Raw genomic sequence first — 24,693 nt, forward strand, 5'->3', positions numbered from 1 at the left:
ACCACTTTCGCTCGAATTTTGCATAGGGAAGTACTGGGGACCTGGCATTGTTCGGAAATTCCCCACCAGAGAGCCAGACAACCTTTTTCTTTTCCAAATGCCCTGCTTATGCTAAAATTGAATGAGAACTAAATGAGGTACTATATGCAGATTACACAGGACATTTTAGAGAAAATCAACCAATACGATACCATTATCCTTCACCGTCATATGAATCCCGATCCGGATGCGATCGGAAGCCAGGTCGGCCTGAAAGAGATCATCCAGACCAACTTCCCAGACAAAAAAGTCTTAGCTACCGGCTTTAATGAGCCGACTCTTGCTTGGATGGCTAGCATGGATGCTGTCACAGATGAGGACTATGCGGGTGCCCTGGTCATTGTCTGCGATACTGCCAACACCCCTCGCATCGATGACAAACGCTACACAAGTGGCGATTTTCTAATCAAGATTGACCACCATCCAAACGATGATGCTTACGGAGATCTCCTCTGGGTAGACACTGACTCGAGCTCTACGAGTGAACTCATTACCCTCTTGGCTCTTGAACAAAAGCTTGAAATCACTCCAGAAGCAGCCCGTCTCCTCTATGCCGGTATTGTCGGAGATACTGGACGCTTCCTCTACCCTTCAACGACGAGCCGGACTTTCGAGATGGTTTCCCACCTTCGTAGCTTTAACTTTGACTTTACCGGTCTTTCTCGTCACATGGATAGCATGAGCTTTAAGATTGCCAAGCTTCAAGGCTATGTCTATGACCATCTCGAAATCGATGAAAATGGAGCAAGTCGCGTGACCCTTACCCATGAGCTCCTCAAACACTACCAAATCACTGATGCCGAAACTGCTGCGATTGTCTCAGCACCTGGTCGGATCGAAGACGTCAGTGTTTGGGCCATCTTTGTCGAGCAAGCCGATGGCCACTACCGCGTCCGTATGAGAAGTAAAGCTCTGGTGATCAACGAGATTGCCAAACGCCACGATGGTGGAGGCCACCCCCTCGCCAGTGGAGCCAATTCTTATTCCTTAGAAGAGAACGAGCAAATCTATCGGGAACTACAAGAAGTTGCCAAGTCCAAATAGATAATGAAAATCAATCAAGTAGGTCAGTTGTTTCTAGTGGAGACGACTGACTTTTTTCATTTTGAACAAAAAACGAATGAATCTTAATAAAATTTAGAAAAATGTGAACAATTTCTTCAAACTCCATTCCAGTTTGAGCTTATTTATGTTATAATAATCACAAAAAAAGGAGACCTTTTATGCATAAGCATCGTATTTCTATCATTCTCCCAGCAGCTCTTGCTATTATCTCTAGCTTTTTGCCATGGGCTTCACTGAATGCCGGAACATTCGGAAGTTACAGTATTAGTGGAACACAAGGTGGAGATGGATGGTTTATCATTGTCCTATCTATTGGAGCAATCGTTCTAGCTTGCCTCCCAAACATTAATTCGCCGATGAACAAGAATTTTTCCATCGGTGTTATCGTTATCGGCGCCCTCGAATTAATCATAACTCTCGTTAATATCATTAACGTAGGACAATATGCAGTCAACTTTGGTGACTATGGTGTTTCTATAGGATTTGGCTTGATTAGTGCTGTACTTGCAAGTATCGCTACCATTGTCAGAGGACTCCTTGCCATGTCTGGTGGTAAAATCACTAAAGGAACATTCCAAGAACTTGCATCAACAGGTAGAGGATTTGCCCAATCTGTTGCCTCATCTGTCCAATCACCACAACAACCAGGTCAACCTGGACAACAACAATGGCAACAACCGCAACAAGGTTTTGGACAGCCTGCTCCAGGACAAGGGTTCCAACAAGCACCTCAACAGCCTCAACCTGGTTTCCAACAAGCGCCTCAACAACCTCAACAAGGTTTCCAACAAGCGCCTCAACAACCGCAACCAGGTTTCCAACAAGCACCTCAACAGCCTCAACCTGGTTTCCAACAAGCGCCTCAACAACCGCAACCAGGTTTCCAACAAGCACCTCAACAACCTCAACAAGGTTTCCAACAAGCGCCTCAACAACCTTGGCAACCACAACAACCTCAACAACCAGAACAGTCAACTACTGAACCTGGTCAAGAATAAAAGATTTCTATTAATCTTGCATGGCTAACATTTCCTTTCTAGGACTGTTAGCCAGAGTGGGAAAAGCTTGTCTGATCGGATGAGCTTCTCCCACTTTTTTTCTTTATAAAATGCGAAAAAAATTGGTAAAAATCCTTGCCAAACTCTCTTGTTTTTGATACACTAGCTAAGTAACAATCTATGGCTCGGAAAGAGACCATGGCAGAAAGGAATTATTGCAAAATGAAAAAAGATATCCATCCAGAATATCGCCCTGTTGTCTTCATGGACACTACTACTGGTTATAAGTTCCTTAGTGGTTCAACTAAGTACTCTAGCGAGACTGTTGAATTCGAAGGTGAAACTTACCCATTGATCCGTGTTGAAATTTCATCAGACTCACACCCATTCTACACTGGACGTCAAAAGTTCACTCAAGCAGATGGACGTGTGGATCGTTTCAACAAAAAATACGGTCTCAAATAAGAAACCAATCAAAACCACTTCCATTTGGCAGTGGTTTTTTCTTGTCCTTGTCAGCACAAAAATACCGCTCCTTCAGGCTTCCTGAAAGAGCGGTTTTCTTATTATTCGTAGTCGCCACCGGTAAAGTTAAAGTATTCTTCTAGGCTTTTTCCTGAAGCTGCGACGTCTTTTGCATCTTCTCCGATATAGCGAAGGTGCCAGCTTTCCGGCATGTAGCCTGTGCTTGCTTCTTTTCCTTCTTGATAGCGGACGATAAAGCCATACTTGGCAGCATTCTTAAGCAACCATTTGCTTGCGCCTGGTTCTTGGACCAGATTGCCACTAGTATCGATGAGGTCAAACGCTAGACCTGTCTGGTGCTCACTATAGCCAGGACGAGCTGAGTAGCGATCTGCTGCAGCTACTCCGTCTTTATTGACATAGCTTTGGTAGAGATCAACCTGAGTCTCATAACTGCGGAAACCACTGTATTGATCGCTGATAGCATAGCCTTCTGCCTGCATGGCTGCGATCAACTCGTGCAAGGCCGCAACAGCTGTTGGATCCTCACCTGGATTGTAGTCTGCAGCTAGGGGGTAGTGCTTGTTGGCGATGACGATATCTCCAGACTTCCCTTGGACACTGTAATAAGAACCATTGAAGGAAACACCTTTGTCTACTGTGACTTCGCCAGCCTTCTTCGTTGACTTGTCGCTATCATCAGACGAACTTGCTTCAGATGATCTTCTTTCTTTTCTAGTGGATGACTGCTCGACTTGCTTACTGGAAGCAGGCTCATTTTGTACCGAGTTCTTTGAATCGTTCTGTTGACCACAAGCTCCCAGACTCAATATGAGAAGACCTGCAAGCGTCAATTTTTTCATGCTTAATTTCATCATTAATCTCCTAATTGCCAGCTGTGACCGTAATAGCCGTAATCACGTAAGTATCCCCTACTGGTTTTAGAGTATAGGTCTTGTCCTTGCTACTCTGGCTATCTTTTCGGCTGGTCACATAGTGTACAGTATATTCTTCATGGGTTTTCACGATTATCATTCCGTTCTCTTCGGTAACGCTGAGAACGTTGAAAACACCTGGTGTATAGTAGTCGATTTCAGCCTTCTTGACTCCTCCACCTGTTGTCCACTCCACCATTTCCTTGTAGGCGTCACTTGAAGTGTCATAGTACTTGGAGTAGGTGTTGGATCTACTTGAGACAGATGAGAAGACATCTGTGCGGTAGTCTTGAAGGAAGGAGGTTACAGAGGTCTTTTTCTCTTCAGCCTTCTTAGCTTCTTCTTCCTTAGCTTTACGTGCTGTCTCAGCATCTTTCAATCGTTTAATCACATCTTTAGAAAGTTTCAAAGTGATGACTTCATCATCATCTGAAGTTTCTCCAATAGTGACTTTTGACTTTTCAGTTGTATAGCTCTCACCATTCAAGTTAAAGACAGCGTGAACTTCTATTTCTTGATGGGCCACTACATCAACTTCAAATAAGGTGCTTGTGCCGACTTCCTTACCATTAACTGCAACCTTGATATCCGTTGGATTGCTGACTTCTTCTGGGAATTCAACCTCAAGAAGACGTTTCTCCGAATTAAAAGTCAAGTTCAGCTTATTTTTAGAGGCTTGAGCCGGATCTAACTTCACACCACTAGAGATTTTTCCAACTTCGGTCTTCCCATCTAGTTGCATGTCTCGTGAAGCAAAGTGAACTTTTCCAAGCTTGGTCGTTTGGTTCTTCTTGAGCACTGTCGACTCTTTTTCGCTGGTCTTAAGCTTGGCATCATCTAGATTCGTAGTTGCTGTGACTTCAAGTGGATAAGTCGTAATGCGGTATTCTTGAAAAATACCAAATTTCTTATTCGCTTTCTCAATTCCAATCAGCAGATTCTGTTTTTTATCCTTGACAATACCTGTTTTCGAAGACTGGGCGATATGATCTAATTCGTAAATGACATCGATCTTCTGAGAAGTCATATAGTCTAGTAAGCTTTGAGCTTCTTCCTTGGTCCACTTATCCTTTTCACTAGAAAGAATGCTAGCTACTTCTCGATAATCCTTATGTTCAATAGCCGTAACCAATTTATCTACTGTAACCTGTGGGCCGGTTGTTGACGAGAAGTAATAACCTAGACCAGACAAAATCAAGACCAATAAAGCAAGTAGACTAAAGAGAAAGACTTTCTTTTTCTTATCCTTTTTCTTGCCTTTCTTAACAGAGTCCTCTTGTTCGAGTGCATTTCCTGTCACTATTGTTTCAACTGGCTGGGGCAGGATTTCTGGTTCCTCTGATGAGCTTGTCACTGGGGCCAAGACATGTGTTGTTTGATTGTCCTCTTCCAACTCAACTGAAGGAGCAGGTACTTCAACGATTTCAAAATTCTGACTTCGTGCAGCTTCAATCTCTTCAGAAACTGGTGATCGTCCATAAAGAGTAACGAAGCGCTCTTCCCAAGCCTGTTGGAGAGGATTTACAACCTCTTCTACCGGTTCCTGGTTTCCTAGTCCTGTAGGTTCCGTTGGTACCTGATCAATCGCCACTCCTGCAATCGATTTGATTGCCTTAAAATCAAAGCCAGTCTCTCTTCCTGCAATAAATTCTTCAGCAGTCGGTTTACGACCGATTACTTTTTCAAATAATTCTACCCATTTCTTTTGCATGAATCTTTTCTCCCTCACTATAAAATAGGGAAAGTGGATCTCCCACCTTCCATTTCATGGTATATCTAGAATCTAAAGTTTGAGAAACTTGGAGTATTTGGAATAAAACCTGCAGCTACTTGTTCTAAAATACGAGCATTCACATAAAGGACAAAGATTGCAATGAGAAAAACGATTATAGATGATGCCACCAAAAGCAAAAATCTGTCAGCTTTTAAGCTTGATTTGTTCAAACCTATGTGAACTACATAGCAAGTCCCAACAAAGAATAATAAGAAAATGAGGTAGTTTACTAATCCATAAAATTCATAAACTTTAATAAGTCCTGTTAAGAAAGCAAGCAGAGCAAGTGGTAAATTGTAGACGGATAAGCGTCCAAACTCTTCAAATGAGCGACCATAACTATATTCCTTGTCTTGAAGAACCACGCGACGGACAAAGAATCCTGTTACTTGGAAAGCATAAATAGTAAAGAACATTGAAATCAATGTTAACATAAAGGCACGGAAGTCCATTCCATATCCGCCTGTAAAACCAATAGCTGTGAAAAAAGTTGCCAAGGTCAAGACAAATGCTGTCAAGACATATTGCAAAATTCCATTGAGAGCTTTTGTATTATACTCTGCTGATGGACGTTTCAAGGCTGAAAGGAACCAATTCCAATAACCACCAACAGCTATACCAAATTGACTTGGTTGTGCATAATAGGCTTGACCTGGTTGAGGTTGACCTGGATAAGGTGCTTGTTGGAATCCTTGACCTGGAGCTTGACCTGGAGCTGGTTGACCAAATCCTGGTTGCGGCTGTTGTTGAGGCGCTTGTTGGAAGCCATTTGGTTGAGCACCAAAGGCTGGCGCTTCTGGCGCAGCATTGAACTGTGGCGCTTCTTGTACTGGTGCTTCAGGCGCAGCAGTATATTGTGGCGCTTCTTGCACTGGTGCTTCTGGGGCAGCAGCAAATTGTGGCGCTTCTTGCACTGGTGCTTCTGGGGCAGCAGCGAATTGTGGTGCTTCTTGCACTGGCGCTTCTGGGGCAGCACTAAATTGTGGCGCCTCTTGAACTGGCGCTTCTGGTGCAGCATTGAACTGTGGTGCTTCTTGTAGTGGCGCTTCTGGGGCAGTAGCGAATTGTGGTACTTCTGGAGCTGGTGCTTCTGGGGCAGCAGCAAATTGTGGTGCCTCTTGCACTGGTGCTTCTGGGGCAGCAGCGAATTGTGGTACTTCTGGAGCTGGTGCTTCTGGGGCAGCAACAAAGCCAGCGTTTGCTTGCTCTGGAGATACTGGAGCCCCTACAAATTGTGAAGCCTCTTGCGCTGCTTGTTCTTCTTGGAACTCACCCGCAGCCAATGCTTGAGCAATCTCAGTTTCAGTTGCTGAACGACCGTTCACAGCTTCAAAGTAATCAAGCCAATCCTGTTTGATCATAAAATAATCTCCTTATAAAACAAAATACAGATATATTATATAAAAATTTCCACTAGAATTCAATGTTCTACCGGAATCCACAAGCTGCGATCTCCCAACTAGTCAAATGCATCCATGCCACCTTGGACGTTGGTCACGTCATAGCCCTCTTCTGCCAAAAATTGGCAGGCACGGGCCGAGCGTCGACCAGACTTGCAGATGACATAATAGGCTTGGTCTTTGTTCAGCTCTGAATAGCGTTCTGCCAACACTGATAAGGGAAGTAAGGTCACTCCATCCAGATGGAGGGCATCATATTCCTCCTGCTCACGGACATCGAGGACTTGGATTTCTCCTGCCTGGTACTTTGCTACAAAGTCATTAAATGGAATTTCTTTCATGATTTCTCCTTTTTGATGCCACTATGGCAAGGTTAGTATTTCATAGTTAAAGTCAATGGATTCTAAAAAGTGGAACAGGTCTTGGGTTTTGATAAAAACCGTCTTTTCATTCGTGTTCGGATGGAAGGTCATGATTTCCTCCGACACAATGGCCTGATCAAAATAGACGAGAATATCTTTTTCTGCATTATTTAACAAGCCAAAGGGAGATACTGTCCCAGCTGGTAACTGCATTTTTTCTGCCAGAGATTCAGCTGAAGCCATACGGATCCGATTGGCTCCCACTTGCTCTTTGAAATCCTCCATATCCAAGGGTTTCTGGTCATCCATGATGAGCAGATAGTACTGGGTTTTCTTCTTGTTGGTCAAAAACATGGACTTGGTCCGGACCCCTTCTAGACCTTCAATATAGGAATCGGCCTGCTCAGTCGTGAAGGCAGGTGGGTGTTCCACCACATCAAATTCAATCCCGAGTTCGTCCAATTTGGCTTTGACTTTTTGATATGCATTCATGGCAATACCTCCTATTGTGGTTATCACTCATTATTCTTTTTGTACTCTCTTAAAATCTGCTGGACTCTAGCCTGGAGAGCTGGCACCACTTCTGCCTCAAACCAGGGATTCTTGGCCATCCAGATCTGGTTGCGGGGCGAAGGGTGGACCAGAGGGAAATAATCTGGCAGATAGTCCTTGTACCGACGCACCCGCTCTGTCACCTTGCCACTGACCTTCTCATGGAGATAGTAAGCTTGGGCGTACTGGCCGATCAAGAGAGTCAAGTCAATATCTGGACACTCCTTGAGGAGTTGAGGGTGCCACTTTTCCGCAAAGCCCTTGCGAGGTGGCAGGTCCCCTGACTTACCATGCCCTGGAAAATAAAAGTCCATGGGAATGACCGCAAATAGACCCGAATGATAGAAGGTTTCTTCATCGACTCCTAACCACTCCCTTAGACGGTCTCCACTCTTGTCCTTCCAATAGAGGCCTGCTTCTTGGGTCTTGAGACCAGGAGCCTGACCAATAATATTGATCCGAGCAGTCTTTGGCGCCGCAAATAGGGGCTCGATCCCTTTATCCGTATAGTCTTTGTTTTGTGGATCGGCCATGATGGCCTCTTTGATCCGCTCCAGTTGCTCCATTTCTCCTCCTCTAAGCAAAAACTCAGCCAGCAAGTGCCGACTGAGTAGCGTCTTATTTGATGAGTTCGTAGATGGCTTCTGCGTAGATTGCAGCTGCACGGTAGAGATCTTCTACATCCGCAAATTCATTGGCTTGGTGCATGGTGTTCACATAGTCTGGGAACATAGCACCGAAAGCAACCCCACGTTTCAATAGACGACCAAAGGTTCCGCCACCGATTACTTGCTCATGACCTTTCAGTCCGGTTTGTTTTTCATAGACACGCAAAAGCGTTGAGACCAATTCATCTTCCATTGGAACATAGTGAGGGGTGTGGCCGTGAGCAGACAAACTAACGGACGCCACTCCTTCTACTTTTTCAAGTCCAGCTTTGATGGTTTCTGGATCTGTTCCTTTAGGGTAACGAATGTTCAAGGCAATAGTGTTATCTGAGCTGTTTTCGTCGAAGTTGAAGACACCCGCATTCATGCTGAGAGCCCCCATCTTTTCATCCACATGGGCAATGCCAAGTTTCTCACCAGCAAAGTCTTCATGAAGAAGAGAAGCTGACACCTGCAAGTAAGCTTTGGCATCTCCACCGAAGTCAAATTGGTTCAAGAAGAGAGCCAAGTAAGTTGCTCCATTGATTCCAGCTTCTGGAGTAGAGCCGTGGGCAGATTTCCCGATAATGGTGACTTTAAATTTACCGTCTTCCTCTGTTGCCACCTCATAACGAAGTTGGTGTTCATTGGCAAAGGCCTCCAAGAGACCAGCTATATCTGGTAATTGGCCAGAAACGACTGCTGTCGCTGATTCTGGTACCATATTTTCACGAAGGCCACCGGTGAAGCTATGAAGATGCGCTTGACCTGTATTTTGACTACCAAAGTGAAGGTACTCAGTGATGTTTCCTTTTTCCCCGTTGATGATTGGGAATTCGGCATCTGGAGAGAAGCCAAAGTCTGGATCAGGAAGACCGACATGTTTGAAATAGTAGTCCATATCGCCCCAGCCAGATTCTTCATCTGTACCGACAACGAAGCGCACGCGCTTAGAAACTGGCAATCCCAGATCCTTGATGATTTTCAAACCGTAGTAACAAGCTACTGTAGGCCCCTTGTCATCTGATGAACCACGCGCATAAAGCTTGCCATCAATAATTTCAGGTTTGTAAGGGTCTGTATTCCAGCCACTACCTGCAGGCACCACGTCCATGTGGGCAAAGATCCCGAGCTCTTCTTCCCCTTGTCCAAAGGTGAAGTGTCCAGCATAGTTGTCCACATTGGTTGTTTCGTAGCCATCACGCTTAGCAATTTCCAAGAATTTCTCAAGAGCTTTGACTGGTCCAGGTCCGTAAGGGTGAGTCGCATCCGCCTGGCTGTCATCCCGTTCTGAGTTGATTTCCAAGAGGCTGAAAAGGTCAGCCATCATTTCTTCGCGGCGTTTTTCTACTTCTGCTTTAAAGTCAATTGTTGTCATGCATTCCTCCGTAATTTCGATTTAAATTAAATATCCCAGAATTCCATCAGTGACTATCCAATAGCCTGCCAAAGGATTCTAGAAAACCGGACTTGTATCGTACGAAACGAGGACCATCCGGTTCTTTCTGTTGTTATTAGCGTTTTTCGATGATTTCGTCTACTGGCAAGCGGTAGCTAGGTTCTACCTTCTCCGCTGCGTAACCAACCGTGATCAAGAGTTCTGGACGGAAACGCTCTTCGATTTCCAAGACTTCGTTGACTTTTGATTTGTCAAAGCCAAGGATGATGTTTGAGCCGATTCCTTGGTCCGTAAGGGCCAATACCAGGTTCATTGCGACCAATCCAGCATTCAATGCCAAGTAATCGCTAATCTGTTGTTCATTGTAGCGAGCATATTCTGCAGGTAGGTTTTGCATGAAGTATTGCAACTGCTCCTCTGTGAAGTTCTGGACCCCACCGACACGAGCAATCTTCCGAGCCCGACGTTGCAAATCGGTATCCGTAAAGAGAGCGATGGTCACAGGTGCTTCCATGACTTGGTCATAGTTCCCACCATAGGCTAGTTTAGCCAATTCCGCATTTTTCTGACGAACGACCACGAATTTCCATGGTTGGCTATTGTGCGCACTTGGTGCCAAGGTCGCAATTTCAATAGCTGTCCGCACATCCTTTGGATCGACCGGTTGGTCTGTGAAATGCTTGATCGCATGACGTTTTTTGTTGAGTTCTAGGAATTTCATAGTCAACTTCCTTTTCTAATTCTATTACTTCTATTTTAACACAAAATGAAAGAGCTTGCAGAGTTTTTTCATTGAGGACCCTGTTTCCTTTTCAACTAGGCTACCCGCCCTTCTATGGACTCAGATTATTCCGACGCAGGACTTTCTTTTTCAAAGAAGTGGCCACTAGATTCTTGGATTTTGTTGATGATATCATCGTAGTGAGAATTTCCTTCTTCCTCATTGGTATTGTTGATTTCTTGATAGTTCAACGGATTTTCAACCTTTGGTTCTGGCTTGCGACTGAGGAAATCAAGAGTCCCCAGAAGAAACAAAATCAGGATCACTAGAGAGGTCCAGCCAGTTTCCTTCTTAGGTAGCCGAACTTCCTTGGTCGAAAGAGATTTCCAACTAGGGTTTTGATGTAAGAGCTCATAGACTCTCTTTTGAGTCGGGAAGAGGGTCAACAATGCATACAAGGTCAGAAAGAGAAATGAGAAACTATGGACAGAAACCCAACTATACCTAATTTTTACCTTAAAGGCCTTATAACCAGCTCCCCCCATATACACTTCTAGGGCGAAGACGGCGATTATCAAAAGACAGAAAATCAGGAATTGGACTTTCCATAGTTTTCTTAATCCTAAATACTCTTTTTTGAGCAATTCTTCTTTGTCCTTGGCTTGGTCTACTTCTATCAGAGCTTGGGTGCTTGGTTTTACTTCACTATTACTTTCAGTTGATCCTACTTTCGCTTCAACTGGTTCTACCTGTCTAGCAAAATAGGCTTCCGCTTCCCTGATGACTTTGCTAAGGTTTTCTTCCGTCAGCAGATAAGGAAAGCCATTGATCATCCAATTGTCTTTCTTTTCTAGTTTATCTGGCTTCATAACATGAAGAGCAAAGTGTCGTCCAACCAAGCTAATTGAAAATCTCGCATCATAATATTCAGATCGAACTGAAAAATCAACGCCATAAACAGTCTGATCCTCGGTCAGTTTTTTCGTTTCCATAAAGGAAACGTCCTTTGTAAACGTCGATCGGATTATCTCTTGTACTTGGGAAACTTTCTCTTCAATGGTAGCAGAATCAAGGGGGAGTGTTAAAGCAGAAATCGTATCAGTGGAAGTATTCCCTTCTAGACTATCTTTAAACCAATCCAAGAAAGAAGTCATGTTGGAAACAGTTAGATCAATAGGTTGAGGAAATGGGAAGTCTTGTCTTTCTATCCCAGACATTGCTGGGTCTATCTCTTCAAGGACAAACTGCTGACCCGCTATCTCAAAGCTAAAAAAAGTTGGATAATGAGGCAACAAACAAGTAAAGACAACCCTAAAGGGTTCATTCTTTTCGAAGGGTCTTCTCCAAAAGTCTATTTTTGCTATTCCCTCAAAGGTAGATTCTATCATTCTTTTAAGGAGGAAATACTTTTTTAAGAGATTATCAGGAGTCAGTGCTTCAGAAAACATAAGGCCAGGTTGATCCAGATAAGCTTTGATCTTTCCAAAGCTAGCTCGAAAACGATCTCGATCATACAAAAACTCCATCCCAAATCTTTCAGGCCCCCAGAGGAGTGATACATCGTTACCTTCAACCAACATATTTATTGCTGTCTTATACTCTTCAAGATGAACCTCAAGAATAAAAGTTGGACCATAAGCACTCCGGGCCGTCGTTTCTATGTCTACAATTTCGAAATGCTCACCAAAAACATGTTGAAGGGCTTGTCGGATATCATTTACCACAAGCTCTCTATGCTGATCAACAGTTAATCCCATTTCTTTATTACTTACCCCTTATGCGTTTTTATAGACTGAAGGAAAGCATTAGCCTCCTTTAGATAGTCGTGTTGTTCAATCAAGGAAGTTAGAAGCTCGATGTTATGGCCCCGATAGTTATCCTCGCGTCTCAACTCTTCGTACATCTCAATAAATGGAAGGCCCTTGTCCTTGGCATCTTGGAGCTCTGCTTCATAGTCATACGCCACCTTCCGGAATTGCAGGTTGGTCACCCCATCTTCTTCGACATCGATCAGAGCATACTGAGCTCTGTGGTTTTGAATTGGTTCCCAGTCAAAATAAGGCATGCCAATAGTCCCGGGATTGAGGATCTGCTGGCCCTGACTGCCATAGCGAAGCAACTGCTTGTGAACATGACCGTAGATCGCCATATCCGTATGGTCATCGAGCAATTGGTCAAAGTTCTCCGTCGCATTAGCTGGACGCAAGTCTCCACCGTAATTCTTTTCTAGCAAGTTGTGGGTCAGTGAAAAGCGAATACCATTGACCTCCTTCTTCTCTACCAAAGGAAGGGATCGAAGCCAATCGATCCGTTTAGGATCCAGGCCTTCCATGAGGTACTGAGTAAGTCGGAGAAGCTGGATCTCCTGCGGATCCTCAAGCCCGTACTCGCCATCCAAAGCCTCTAGGATACAATCGTCCCAATTTCCACGAACAGCTGCTGTAATCGGAATCGCATCCAGCAATTCAAAAAGGTCCTCTCTTCCAGGTCCCGGTAGCAAAATATCCCCTAAAAGCCAGTATTCTGTCGCACCTAGAGCACGCGCATCTGCAATCACTGCCTCCAGGGCTGTCGTATCTCCGTGTATATCAGATAAAATAGCGATTCGATGGTTCATTATAAACTCCTTATGATTGGTATTGTTCAGAATTCTCCGCCACTTCCATCAAGGGACTTGCTTCTGCTTGCTGACCTTGATGGAGCTTGGCTTGCACTGCCTCCGCGACTGCTCGTGGGATACCAACCGTGACGATCTCATCCACAGTAGCTTCCTTGATCTTGGTCAGTGACTTGAAGTGCTTCATCAGTAACTGCTTGCGTTTTGGTCCTAAACCTTCGATGCCGTCCAGCTGAGAAGAAAAGGAATTCTTGGACCGGAGCTGGCGGTGGAAGGTGATGGCGAAACGGTGGACTTCATCCTGGATCCGTTGCAGGAGGAAAAATTCCTGCGAGGTTCGAGAGAGTTCGATGACTTGGAGAGGATCACCGAAAAGCAATTCATGCGTTTGGTGCTTGTCATTCTTTTGCAGACCTGCAATGGGAATATCCAGCCCCAACTCTTCTTGGATGACTTGCTTAGCGATATTAACCTGGCCCTGACCCCCATCGATGACGATCAGATCTGGTGGCGTCAGGCCATCCCGCATAACCCGGCTATAGCGTCTGCGGATGACCTCCCGCATGCTGGCATAGTCATCTGGACCCACGACAGTCTTAATCTTGTACTTACGATAGTCCTTTTTGCTTGGCTTCCCATTGACAAAGACCACCATGGCTGAGACCGGACTGGTCCCCATGATGTTGGAGTTGTCAAAAGACTCAATGCGCACAGGAGTTGGGATTTGCAAGAGTTTTCCAAGATTTTCAATAGCACCTTGGGTCTTCTCCATGGATTTTTCAAGGAGATTAAACTTCTGCTCCAGACTGACACGCGCATTCTTTATGGCCAGATTGACCAACTGCTTCTTCTCCCCACGCTGGGGCTTGAGGACCTTGGTATCTACTAAGGCCTTGACCGCTTCCTCATCGATGTCTTGAGGGATCAGGATTTCATTGGGGATCAGATGGGATTTCTCCTGGTAAAACTGCCCCACATAGGTCAAGAAATCCTCGTCTGGATCATTGTAGTAAGGGAAGAGATTGACATCGCGCTCGATCAGCTTGCCCTGACGGACAAAGAAGACCTGCACACACATCCAGCCCTTGTCCACATAGTAGCCAAAGACATCCCGGTTCTGCAAATCCTTGGCCATGACCCGCTGTTTGGTCCGCAGGGTCCCGATGGCCTGGATCAGATCGCGGTACTCAGCCGCCCGCTCAAATTCCATGTTTTGCGCAGCGGTAGTCATCTTGAGCTTGAGCTCATCGATAATCTTGTCATCCTGCCCCTTGAGGAAATCAGAAACCTCCTGAGCCATGCCCTTGAAATAGGCCTCGTCCTTGTGGCAGACTGTGTGAGCCATGCATTGCCCTAAATGGTAGTAAAAACAGACCTTGGAAGGCGGATTGGTACACTTACGGAATGGGAAAATCCGATCCAAAAGCCGTTTGATCTCATTGGCTGCTCCCACATCTGGATAGGGACCGAAATAGAGACCACCATCCTTTTTGACCTGGCGCGTGATGATGAGGCGCGGATAGCGCTCATTGGTAATCTTGATGAAGGGATAGGACTTGTCATCCTTGAGCATGATATTGTACTTGGGCTTGTTCTCCTTGATGAGGTTGATCTCAAGAAGCAAGGCCTCAATATTGGACTCGGTAACGATAAACTCAAAATCCACAATCTCAGATACCAGGGCTTCGGTCTTGGTATCGTGGCTCCCTCTAAAATAGGACCTCACCCGATTGCGAAGATTCTTGGCCTTCCCCACATAGATGATGGTACCGTTCTTATCTTTGTGAATGTAACAGCCCGGACTCGTCGGCAAGAGCTCGAGCTTGGATTTAATCAAGTTATTCATACTCTCTATTATAGCAAAAAGGGAGGTCTAGCACTTAGCCAACCTCTCTATAATCTACTAAATTAATTGATTTTTAACGAAATAAGATCTGAAAAATGACCGCTCCAAATAGAAATTGTTTTCTTCATTTTCTTATAAAATCTTAGGCTCTATAATTTCTGTAGTGGGTAAAACCACCATAGGAATTATGGAGTTTATTTTGTTATAGAAAAAAAGTCCCATAAGACCTATAATGAAAAGTGACCAAACCATCATTATAAAGATTCTTATGGAACAATTAAATTTTATCACAAACTTACTTGGAATTAAAGATAAGAACATCATAATCTTGGATTATCTAGATTCTGAAACACATAAGGAAATTATCTCTAATCTAGATTATCCTGCTCCTAAGTGTCATCACTGCCTAGGGCAAATGACTAAATATGACTTCCAGAAAGAATCTAAAATTCCCTATCTAGAGTGTGCAGGCTATAAGACACTCATTCGATTGAGAAAACGCCGTTTCCGTTGTAAAGTCTGCGGGAAAATAGCTGTCGCAGAGACTTCCTTAGTCAAAAAGAATCACCAAATCGCTACCATCGTTAACCAGAAAATCACTCAAAAATTAATCGAGAAAGTCCCTATGACGGCTATCGCAGAAAGTCTATCTGTATCTACTTCGACAGTCATTCGTAAATTGAAAGAATTCAAATTCAAGACAGATTTATCTTTCCTTCCAACTCACATGTCTTGGGATGAATACAGCTTCAAGAAAGGTAAGATGAGTTTCATTGCACAGGATTTTGATTCCAGAAAGATCGTAGTTATCCTGGATGGGCGAACTCAAGTGACTATTCGCAATCATTTCCTTCGTTATTCTAGTCAGGTGAGAAGTCGAGTGAAAGTCATTACCATGGATATGTTTAGCCCTTAATATGATATTGCTAGAAAACTTCGCTTTCAAATTTCTAGGCTCAGGCTGAAACAGTCCCCCAGACTGTTTCACTCCAACATCTCAGTCGAGCCATGAATCGTCTTCGCATCCAAGTCATGAATCAGTTTGATCGGAAATCACACGCATATAAGGCATTGAAACGTTACTGGAAACTCATTCAACAGGAGAGCCGTAAACTCAGCGATAAACGTTTTTATCGCCCAACTTTTCGGTCACACTTGACTAATAAAGAGGTTTTAGAAAAGCTCCTTGCATACTCTCAAGAACTTAGACAGCACTATGACCTCTATCAACTCTTACTGTTTCATTCTCAAGAGAAGCAAACTGACCATTTCTTTGATCTTATTGAAGAAGCGATTTCATGTGTAAATCCTATCTTTCTAACTGTTTTTAAGACCTTTTTGAAAGATAAGGACAAGATCATGAACGCACTGGAACTGCCCCATTCAAACGCAAAACTAGAAGCTACTAATAACCTCATTAAAGTCATCAAGCGAAATGCTTTGGGCTTCCGGAACTTTGAAAACTTTAAAACTAGAATCCTCATCGCTTTGAACATCAAAAAGGAGAGAACCAATTTGGTCCTCTCCAGATTATAACTTTTCATCAACCCACTACAGTTGACAAAGAGCCGAATTATATTCTTGAGACCTTCTTGTTAAATCAAATGTGCTAATACACTATAGTTAGTTATATATTAGTTATTTGAAATTTTACGTTTCAACAACACTGCTCCTGAAAGAACAATTGCTCCTGAAAGGATTAATCCAGTTGCTGCAACTTCACCTGTACTTGGAAGAAGGACTTTACGTCCGCCACCGTTACCATCCCCGTTACCTCCAGGGTTTCCTGGTGTTGGAGTTGTTTTCTCTGGAGTTGTTTTCTCTGGAGTTGTTTTCTCTGGAGTTGTCGTAGTTTCACCATCACCTTCACCATGGTTATCTGGATTTACCGGAGGTGTTGTGGTTGTGGTTGGTTCTGGAGTTGTAGTCGTGGTTGTAGTTGGTTCCGGAGTTGTAGTTGTGGTTGTAGGTTCCTCTGTTGTTGTAGTTGTGGTTGTTGTAGGTTCCTCTGTTGTTGTAGTTGTGGTTGTTGTAGGTTCCTCTGTTGTTGTAGTTGTGGTTGTAGGTTCCTCTGTTGTTGTAGTTGTGGTTGTAGGTTCCTCTGTTGTTGTAGTTGTGGTTGTTGTAGGTTCCTCTGTTGTTGTAGTTGTGGTTGTAGGTTCCTCTGTTGTTGTAGTTGTGGTTGTTGTAGGTTCCTCTGTTGTTGTAGTTGTGGTTGTTGTAGGTTCCTCTGTTGTTGTAGTTGTGGTTGTTGTAGTAGTTGTTGTAGTTGTAGTTACATAAGTATTTGTAAACTTACGTGGAGAGTCTGCTTCTTGAACAGTTGCAACAAGCTTACCTTCACCATTATCAACTACTGAAACATGTACAGTGTAGCTTTCTTCAGAATAAGTAACACCTTCTTCAGAACCAGCTTTCTCTGTAATCACATATTCATGCTCACCTGGTTCAGTGTATGAAAGTTTGAAGGCTACTTCATTTGTAGCTACTTCAACACCTTCAACTTCTTTACCGTTTGATGATGTTGCAATAACATTTCCGCCTTCGCTCAATTCAAATTCAAATTGTTCCTTAGTAAGTTCTTTACCTACTAATTCCTTAGTTGCTTTGATGACTGCTTCAGCTGGTATAACTGGAACTTCAGGATCTGGTGTTCTAGTATTTGTTACTACAAATCCTTCTGTTACATTTCCTGAAATTTCACTTACATATCCGTTTCCAGCAGGTTCTTCTTTAATTGAGTATTCAATTTTCTGTCCTGCTTTGTATTCGTCTAATTCCGTGAAGTTTCCAGTCCAATTGTTTTCTTTATTTAATACAAGTGTTTTATCAGTCTTCTCACCGTCTGCGTAAAGTGTGATTGTAACGCTAGTTGGACGTTTGCCGTCTTTATCATCAGCGTCATCCCATTTCTTAGTTACTTGAACATTTGTTTTTCCTGGAGTATGTGTGTTTGTAATATTGTAACCATTAACTGTTGCTGTATATCCTTCTACAGTTTCTTCTTCTACTGTATAAGTAATTTCAGCATCATTTTCGTATTTATCTAAGTTGTCGAAAGTCCATTTCCAACCGTCTGCTTCTGTTACAGTTTTAGAATCTACTTTTTGACCGTTCTTCAATAAATTAACAGTAATTTGTGCTGGACGTTTGCCATCTTGGTTATCTGCATCGTCCCAAGTTTTTGTTCCTTCAACAGAAATCGTTTCAGGTTTTTGTTCGTTGTACATTACAACTACTTTACCAGAATCTTGAACACTTAATTTAACCACTCTAGAATTTGCAGCAGTAGGATTCTTGGCTGTATTTGGATTTGCGTTATCCTCAGTCACGTCTTTATATCTATCTGCATGTGCTTTTTCAACAAATCGATAGCTTGTTCCATTGATTAGACTATTTACTTCAACAGCACCTTCTTCGTTAGGTGTTACTGTATTATCGGCATTAAGATTTCCTTTTACAATCATTCCTTGATTTAGTTCAACCTTATTCCAAGTAGTCCCATTATCAACACTCGATTGTAGTTCAAACTTAAATCCTTCCGATAAAAATTTACCTGTTTTCACATCAGTTTTAAGAAGTTTAATGGATAGTGGATCTGCCGGAGCATCCGCTACTCCAGAAGCAGGAGTTAGCACGGCTGTTGCTTTCTTTTCTTCGATTCCATACTGCTTTGTTTGAACAGTAGCAGTATTAGGCACTTCAGTTTTTTCTCTTACAGTTGCAAATTTTGTATTAAATTTCAGAAATAAATTTTGAATTGACTTTCCGCTATACAAAGTATTAATCTTCTCGATTGTTTCAGGTTTTAATTGACCAAACACTTCAGGGGTTTGAGCTTTTAAGAAATTACCTGCTCCACCAGCCTGCTTAACTGCGGGAATATCATCATATTTAATTCCATTAGGGTCATTCATATCCCACCATTTAAGCATTAAGGTATAACTACCATCATGATTGTCATAGAAAGAATATTCTCCTTTTTTTAAAGAGTTTTTTACTTCTTCTTTACTTCTATTTCCTTGTTCAATCCTCTTTAAATTCTCAGGAACATATCGAACAACAGAAGCGTCAGAAATGACATTCCCATCATCATCAAGCCCTGAAATCCAAACGTAAGGAACAATATTTGTTGGTTTCTCAACAACATCTGTCAGTGTATCTTCTATATAAATATCGGTCAAAGCTTTCGGAGAGTACTCTCCGTTATTTTGTAACATATGAGGAGAAAAGAATGGTTTGCTACCACCGTTGGTTGTTTTTCTAGTATAATCCGAAACAAGATTGAATTGCCATAAAACACTTGAGTCATTGGCTGATGATACAACTTTTGCAATGAATGAGCTAGTATCCGGAAGTTTTTCTGCAACTATATATACTTTTTCTCGCCCAACTACAAACTTTTCTTTGCCAATTGTCCCAGAATCTGCGAATCTTTCTCCTAGTTTTGTAGTTCTGGGTCCATCAGTAAGATAAAGTTTAATTAAACCTGTTTCAAATGAAGCGGTAAACTTAGTCACCTTGTTATTTTTAAGATACTCACCAGCAAAATGAATCACAATATTTCCGTCTTTATATTCCCATGTTCCAAGTTCATGATTCTCTCCATCGAAAAACGGTTTTGATGCGAAACTAGATCTAGCAGCATCTATAGTGGCAGGAATAACTAGTGTATCTCCCTCTTTTAAAGCCTCTTTTGATTGATAAGAAATAGATGATTGCAACTTAATACTACTATTTTGTTGATTCTCAGTTAATGAGTTACTAAAAATACTAGGATTACTCTTATACTCTTCATACTGAGCATCACTCTGTTTTTTATATTCAATCTCTCTATTTCCATTTGCTACATCAATAATCTTAAAAGAAGTAACTGTGACGTTATCTAAACTCAGTTCACTCCCTCCTGCTTCCTGAGCAGTTGTCTTACCACCCAATAATACCATTGCAATCATTGCTACTATGGATAGAATGAATGTAATGGCACTTCTTTGAACTCTTTTGTTCATAAAAAAACCTCCATAATTTCTATTTTTTCTAATCTAATAATAACAGTTTTCTGAAATTAAGCAACTAAAATCTATTAATATTTATCCATAAAAAATGCTATAGAATATAGAACTGTCCTCTCTTTTACTAAAATCATGAAAATGCACTCTTTGAAAACTCTCTTAAATCCTAGTTTCATCACTTGCAATTAACACTTTAATAAAAAATTCATTTGTTTACAATATAACAAACAAATCATGACCACCCGTCAAACGGGTGGTTTGTACCATGGCTATAAGCCCAAATTACCAGCCAGCGCCTAAAGAAGCTGGCTTTCACTTTGTTCAAGCCTTATTGCATTTGACTCGTCACAAGTCTCTCGAAGAGGCATACGTACTACTTGCCACTATCCCTAAAGGAATCTTCATATTCTTTTACACTCAACTTATCTAAAGCAATGTCTTTGTGCTCTTGTTCCTGAATGTATTTCTTTATTGTGGCTTCATTATGTCCAACCGTACTCACATAATATCCCTCTGCCCAAAAATGTCAATTTCTAAACTTATATTTCAGATTGGCGTGTTTATCGAACATCATTAGAGCACTTTTACCTTTTAAATATCCCATGAAACTTGCAACGCTAATTCTAGGTGGAATGTTCACTAACATATGAACATAATCTGGCATTAAATGGCCTTCAATAATCTCAACACCTTTATAACTACATAATCGATGGAATATATCTCCCAAACTACTTCTATATTGATTATAGATCACTTTTCGTCTATACTTAGGGGTGAACACAATATGATATTTACACATCCATTTTGTGTGTGATAAACTATGTACTTTTTGGACCACATTTTTCTCCTTTCGCTTTACAATTGGCTTGAACACCTTTATTGTATCGCGTTTGGAGTTTTTTTGGTATAACCTTCGATGCACACCCGCATAGCGGGTGGTTCTTTTGTATCGCACCTAACGGAGCGAGACGGACTGAAAGTCACATAAATAAACCGCACCCCAAAAGTTAGACAGAAAAATTTAACTTTTGGGGTGCAGTACATTACGATCCCTCTTTGATATTAATAGCCTCTTAGGTAAGGAAGTAAGGACATAAGAGTTGTCCCAAGGACCAAGACCCAGAACCAGAAGGAATACAAGCTTCTTTGGAAGACGCCTGGTGCTGGTCGGTTTTCTTGTATGTAGTGAAAAATAGCTTTTCTATTTAAAATCAAGACGATGGTAAAGGCGATGGTTCCACCTAAAAAGACTAGAATTTGAACCCACTCGGCCACATTCATATTGACATGCGTACCGAGGTAATGAAGCCCTTGAGAGAGGACCAGGTTGTTAAAGATATGGTAGAAAATGGCCCACCAGATCGAATACTCGAAGGTCAAGTAGCCAAAGCCAAAGCCGATAATCGTCGCAAAAAACAACTGATCAAAATTGGCATGGAACATTCCAAAAGCCAAGGCTGTCATGACGATTGCAAAGACTTTTCCATACTTTTCTAAGGCTCTCAGTCCAGCGGCCCGGAATACCAATTCCTCCGTGATGGGACCGATCAGGGTCGCATAGAGCAAGAGACTCCAAGATTGGCTGAGTTGCTCAGACATGTCCTCTTGAGGCTTGAAAAAGCCTAAGGTTTCCATCATGTGGTCTAAGAGCTGCGATAAGGCACTAGAAGCCAATTGGGCAAACCCCAAGAAGGCAATGAACACTAAGAAAGTCTGCCAGGTCATCTTACGTCCCTTTTGTCTCACATCTCCTTTAAAGAGTGATCCTTGCCGATAAAGGGCAAATAGGAGGACACCTATACTGACAGATATCAAGTAGCTAATCCCATTTCCATTGATGATTTTTTCTACATACTCCTGCTTCTCTGCCATCTCCAATCCATACCGTCCAAACATAAAGAGGGTAACGGCAAAGGTCGAAATGATGCTGACAAAGACCATGACCAAGAGATAGAGGCAAACCATCCCTGAAAAGCTTCCCAAATCCTTTTTGGGATCTATAAATCGATTGAACTGTTTCATCCATTCACTCCACTAATCTACTGTTTTTCTTTTCCGACTCCACCCGTAGCACCATCCAAAAGCCCCTTCATACAATACAAAGAAAATCAGAAAGGCATGTAGGAAATAGTCCTCCGGTAAAGCTAGAATAATCGGATCCCGATAAGGATCAAAGAGCCAGGTAGCATCTCCGACAAAGAGGACTTGGTGAAAGAGGGTAAAGAATTGATCAAAACCAATAAAGAGGGTTACTCCTCCTATGATAATCGGCAAGAGAACCATCCCACCAAATAAAGGGCGATAGAGGCCTGCATAGCCCTTACGCATCACTGTTCGAATAAATCGTATAGCTACTGGCAACAAGACCAGGAATAAGACCTGGGTCAGGTGAAAGAGGTACTTGACTGCTTGGAAATGATGGAGACCATCCGGAGAGGATGGAAAATCCGGCATCTCCAGCTTCCAGGTAAAAGGACTGGTCAAATACTGCATGAGGATCTGAAAATTCTTCTGGATGACTGTTGGAGCCAAACCGGTCCGATTCTGAATTCGTAACCAGCCAATCTCCATGGGATAGATCAACCAGGCTACTAGAATGGTCCCCAAAATCACCGTTGCTAAGAGCCAGAGGACAAAGCCCGTTACTTTCAACCGATCACGCATCGAAATCCCACTCCGCTAAGCTCGATAGGACGTGCGTTGGTGGCAAGGGCAGATCTGGTACTTCTTCTGGCTTGGTAAAGCCAGTGGTCACCAGCAAAGTAGGGATGCCATTGTCAATCCCTGCTCGAATATCGGTTAGGTAATTGTCACCCACCATGACCACTTCTTCGCGCTCTAGTCCCAGGTGAGCGATGGCCTTATCCATGATGATGGCATTGGGCTTCCCGATAAAGGTTGGCTTCACGCGCGTTGCCGCTTCGATAAGGGCATTTAGAGCACCAGCCCCTGGCATCATCCCCCGCTCTGTCGGAATATTAAGGTCTGGATTTGTCCCGATGAAATGGGCTCCCTTTTGAATAGCCAAGGTCGCAATGGAGAATTTCTCATAGTCCACTTCCCAATCGAGACCCACCACCACATAGGCTGGATTTACCGTATCTTCGACGAAGCCTGCTTCAGCAATGGCCTGTTTCAAGCCTACATCTCCAATGACATAGGCAGTTTTCCCAAGATTCATGTCCACCATATAATCAATGGTTGCTAGTGTCGCTGTATAGATGGTATCCAGTGGCGTTTCGATATTGAACTGGCCTGCCAGCATCTCTTGAACCATTTCCGGCGTCCGGGTAGTATTGTTGGTCACAAAGAGATAGGGGATTTGACGCTCTTGCAATTCGTGGACAAAGGCTTCCCCAGCTGGGATCCGCTCCTTGCCCTTGTAGATGGTTCCATCTAAGTCAATTAAATAACCCTTATAAGTCATGGGATTCTTGGTCTCCTTTTTCACTTGCTTCCTCTGCTACTTTGTCCTGATCTTGAAACTGGCCTCCTGCTCCATACAGAAGCAAGCAAGCCCCGTATAAGGCAAATTGAAGGACCAGACCGAAGAAATTGATGCTTGCTTTTCCAGCCTGAGTAAAGAGGAAGGATGAAATCATCAAGATGACGATGGTCACCATCAAGCCACCGATCTTAGCCTGATCAATGGTGATGGTATAGACGCTGGACTCTTTTTCCTCATTGCTTTCTTTCCCTGCCTGGATAGGTTTCATAGTCTCGATGAAATCTGTCATTAAGGTCGCTGCAAGGCTGACAGTCGTACTGAAGAGGACACCTTGGGAGAGCTTATCAAAGAAGTTACTCCAGAAGCTACCCGATTGGCTGGTGATACTTAAGGAAAAGACAACGACAGGTAGGATAAAGGCTAAAATCAAATGAATCCAGACACGATACCAGCGTACATCTTCCTTGAGAAAACGAAGAAAGGCTTCAAAACTCAACCGATAGCGGACAAAACGAACCGCTTCTTCAATAAAGATATAAAAGGCTGCGACTAAGGTCAAGAAACCATCTCCCAACACATAGAGGGGATTTTTCTTACGACGAGCATAAGCAACAACCCGCCGTTGAACCTCCATCAAGTCTTCTTTTTTCTGTTTTAATCTTCGCTTTTCCATAATGTTTCCTTATCTATTTCTTCCCAAGTAATGAGGGCTTGGGCGTGGATTTGGCCTTCTGATGAGATGACATGGTTACTGATCATCCCTTCCCGCTCGACGCTAGAGGTGATCATGCCTCCAGGCAAGACTTCCTTGACATACTTGAGATGGACCCGTTTAGGGATATGCTGGGTTAGGAATTCCGCTCCCATTACTTCAAAGACCCAGTCCAAGTACTTGCTGTTGTTGACATGGCCGTTCATATCGAGATCATAGAAACGCACATGGTAGTCCTGCTCCATGGCTCCATTTAGCTCTGGATAGCGTGGACCACGGCGGATCTTCTTCTCAAATGGTGATTCATATGGCTCTGTGATCTCTTCTGGTACAGATTGGACCTTGCGGCTGTCCCGGTCCATCAAGACAAAGGTCGCTACCATCTCGACGATGGCTTCCCCCTTCTGGTCTCTGACAACAAAGGAACGGTAGCAAAAGAGACGATTGTGGGCGAGTGCTTGAGTCTCAATGGTAATTAGTTCATCAAAGACCGGTAGGCGATGAACCGTGATGTCATAGTCGGTGATGATCCAGACTAGATTGCGCTGTTCGAGCAGGTCCCTGTCACTGACACCCAGCTCCATGGACTGCATGCCTGAGACCTGCAAGGACAGGAGGATGAGCTGTGGCATCTTGATAAAGCCATTCACATCGCTCATATCAAAAGGAACTTTCATGTCATACTGATAAATTTTAGCCAT

The 24,693-nt window shown here is 43.0% G+C and carries 20 protein-coding genes and 3 pseudogenes; 4 read left to right on the plus strand and 19 right to left on the minus strand.

What is annotated here, in order from left to right; all coding sequences use genetic code 11:
* Window positions 1-144: 144 nt before the first annotated feature.
* From AC3E6G_RS04565 to AC3E6G_RS04575, 3 genes are all read left to right on the plus strand, one after another.
* Entirely contained in the window at window positions 145-1,083 is a 939-nt protein-coding gene (locus AC3E6G_RS04565) for a DHH family phosphoesterase (protein WP_490700547.1), read from the plus strand.
* 179 nt (window positions 1,084-1,262) lie between these two features.
* On the plus strand, window positions 1,263-2,102 hold the full coding sequence (locus AC3E6G_RS04570; protein ID WP_490700548.1) for a hypothetical protein: 840 nt from the start codon (window positions 1,263-1,265) through the stop codon (window positions 2,100-2,102).
* A gap of 222 nt (window positions 2,103-2,324) precedes the next feature.
* The gene (locus AC3E6G_RS04575; RefSeq protein WP_003016441.1) at window positions 2,325-2,567 is read left to right on the plus strand and encodes a type B 50S ribosomal protein L31; all 243 of its coding nucleotides are present in this window, start codon (window positions 2,325-2,327) and stop codon (window positions 2,565-2,567) included.
* Between the two features lie 101 nt (window positions 2,568-2,668).
* On the opposite strand, the gene ldcB is transcribed toward AC3E6G_RS04575, so the two are convergent.
* The 11 genes from ldcB to uvrC all read right to left on the minus strand — a co-directional run bounded on the left by ldcB (window position 2,669) and on the right by uvrC (window position 14,820).
* Window positions 2,669-3,445, minus strand: a complete 777-nt coding sequence (gene ldcB / locus AC3E6G_RS04580) for an LD-carboxypeptidase LdcB/DacB (RefSeq protein ID WP_399553791.1) — start codon at window positions 3,443-3,445, stop codon at window positions 2,669-2,671.
* 7 nt (window positions 3,446-3,452) lie between these two features.
* Window positions 3,453-5,213, minus strand: coding sequence for a TcaA second domain-containing protein (locus tag AC3E6G_RS04585; protein ID WP_236128115.1), 1,761 nt, complete (start codon window positions 5,211-5,213; stop codon window positions 3,453-3,455).
* A 65-nt stretch (window positions 5,214-5,278) separates the two neighbouring features.
* Window positions 5,279-6,637 carry a DUF6574 domain-containing protein gene (locus tag AC3E6G_RS04590; protein WP_490700549.1) on the minus strand — a complete coding sequence of 453 codons (1,359 nt, stop codon included), beginning with the start codon at window positions 6,635-6,637 and terminating at the stop codon, window positions 5,279-5,281.
* A 98-nt stretch (window positions 6,638-6,735) separates the two neighbouring features.
* Window positions 6,736-7,017 (minus strand): rhodanese-like domain-containing protein, encoded by a 282-nt coding sequence (locus AC3E6G_RS04595; RefSeq protein WP_048689056.1) that lies wholly within the window; start codon window positions 7,015-7,017, stop codon window positions 6,736-6,738.
* Window positions 7,018-7,038: 21 nt separating this feature from the next.
* Window positions 7,039-7,530 carry a prolyl-tRNA synthetase associated domain-containing protein gene (locus AC3E6G_RS04600; protein ID WP_048689058.1) on the minus strand — a complete coding sequence of 164 codons (492 nt, stop codon included), beginning with the start codon at window positions 7,528-7,530 and terminating at the stop codon, window positions 7,039-7,041.
* A 23-nt stretch (window positions 7,531-7,553) separates the two neighbouring features.
* The gene (locus AC3E6G_RS04605; RefSeq protein WP_048689061.1) at window positions 7,554-8,156 is read right to left on the minus strand and encodes a uracil-DNA glycosylase family protein; all 603 of its coding nucleotides are present in this window, start codon (window positions 8,154-8,156) and stop codon (window positions 7,554-7,556) included.
* Between the two features lie 52 nt (window positions 8,157-8,208).
* A complete protein-coding gene (gene pepV / locus AC3E6G_RS04610) occupies window positions 8,209-9,615 on the minus strand; it encodes a dipeptidase PepV (RefSeq protein WP_285338038.1) in 1,407 nt (468 codons plus the stop codon).
* 136 nt (window positions 9,616-9,751) lie between these two features.
* Entirely contained in the window at window positions 9,752-10,357 is a 606-nt protein-coding gene (locus AC3E6G_RS04615; protein WP_048788949.1) for a nitroreductase family protein, read from the minus strand.
* 125 nt (window positions 10,358-10,482) lie between these two features.
* Window positions 10,483-12,114 (minus strand): hypothetical protein, encoded by a 1,632-nt coding sequence (locus AC3E6G_RS04620; RefSeq protein WP_490700550.1) that lies wholly within the window; start codon window positions 12,112-12,114, stop codon window positions 10,483-10,485.
* A gap of 11 nt (window positions 12,115-12,125) precedes the next feature.
* Complete coding sequence (locus AC3E6G_RS04625) at window positions 12,126-12,974, minus strand: metallophosphoesterase family protein (RefSeq protein WP_048689076.1); 849 nt, start codon at window positions 12,972-12,974, stop codon at window positions 12,126-12,128.
* Window positions 12,975-12,984: 10 nt separating this feature from the next.
* Window positions 12,985-14,820, minus strand: a complete 1,836-nt coding sequence (gene uvrC, locus AC3E6G_RS04630; RefSeq protein ID WP_414280698.1) for an excinuclease ABC subunit UvrC — start codon at window positions 14,818-14,820, stop codon at window positions 12,985-12,987.
* 268 nt (window positions 14,821-15,088) lie between these two features.
* On the opposite strand from uvrC, the pseudogene AC3E6G_RS04635 reads away from it, so the two are divergent.
* Window positions 15,089-16,356 (plus strand): annotated as a pseudogene (locus AC3E6G_RS04635) (transposase).
* A 98-nt stretch (window positions 16,357-16,454) separates the two neighbouring features.
* Here AC3E6G_RS04635 and AC3E6G_RS04640 read toward each other — a convergent pair.
* From AC3E6G_RS04640 to AC3E6G_RS04675, 8 genes and pseudogenes are all read right to left on the minus strand, one after another.
* Complete coding sequence (locus AC3E6G_RS04640; RefSeq protein WP_490700687.1) at window positions 16,455-17,450, minus strand: Spy0128 family protein; 996 nt, start codon at window positions 17,448-17,450, stop codon at window positions 16,455-16,457.
* Between the two features lie 39 nt (window positions 17,451-17,489).
* Window positions 17,490-19,829 (minus strand): annotated as a pseudogene (locus tag AC3E6G_RS04645) (Cna B-type domain-containing protein); the annotation flags it as partial.
* Between the two features lie 376 nt (window positions 19,830-20,205).
* Window positions 20,206-20,670, minus strand: a pseudogene (gene tnpA / locus AC3E6G_RS04650) (IS200/IS605 family transposase).
* A 224-nt stretch (window positions 20,671-20,894) separates the two neighbouring features.
* Window positions 20,895-21,854, minus strand: a complete 960-nt coding sequence (locus tag AC3E6G_RS04655) for a CPBP family intramembrane glutamic endopeptidase (protein ID WP_490700551.1) — start codon at window positions 21,852-21,854, stop codon at window positions 20,895-20,897.
* Window positions 21,855-21,866: 12 nt separating this feature from the next.
* The gene (locus tag AC3E6G_RS04660) at window positions 21,867-22,496 is read right to left on the minus strand and encodes a TIGR01906 family membrane protein (RefSeq protein ID WP_414280233.1); all 630 of its coding nucleotides are present in this window, start codon (window positions 22,494-22,496) and stop codon (window positions 21,867-21,869) included.
* Window positions 22,489-23,259, minus strand: coding sequence for a TIGR01457 family HAD-type hydrolase (locus AC3E6G_RS04665; RefSeq protein WP_023023020.1), 771 nt, complete (start codon window positions 23,257-23,259; stop codon window positions 22,489-22,491). The genes AC3E6G_RS04660 and AC3E6G_RS04665 overlap by 8 nt, the downstream gene beginning before the upstream one ends.
* Complete coding sequence (locus AC3E6G_RS04670) at window positions 23,249-23,953, minus strand: hypothetical protein (protein ID WP_285338045.1); 705 nt, start codon at window positions 23,951-23,953, stop codon at window positions 23,249-23,251. The genes AC3E6G_RS04665 and AC3E6G_RS04670 overlap by 11 nt, the downstream gene beginning before the upstream one ends.
* On the minus strand, window positions 23,935-24,693 hold the full coding sequence (locus AC3E6G_RS04675; RefSeq protein ID WP_285338046.1) for an acyl-ACP thioesterase domain-containing protein: 759 nt from the start codon (window positions 24,691-24,693) through the stop codon (window positions 23,935-23,937). The genes AC3E6G_RS04670 and AC3E6G_RS04675 overlap by 19 nt, the downstream gene beginning before the upstream one ends.

The organism is Streptococcus sp. SCPM-O-B-23252 (M501), assembly GCF_058200355.1.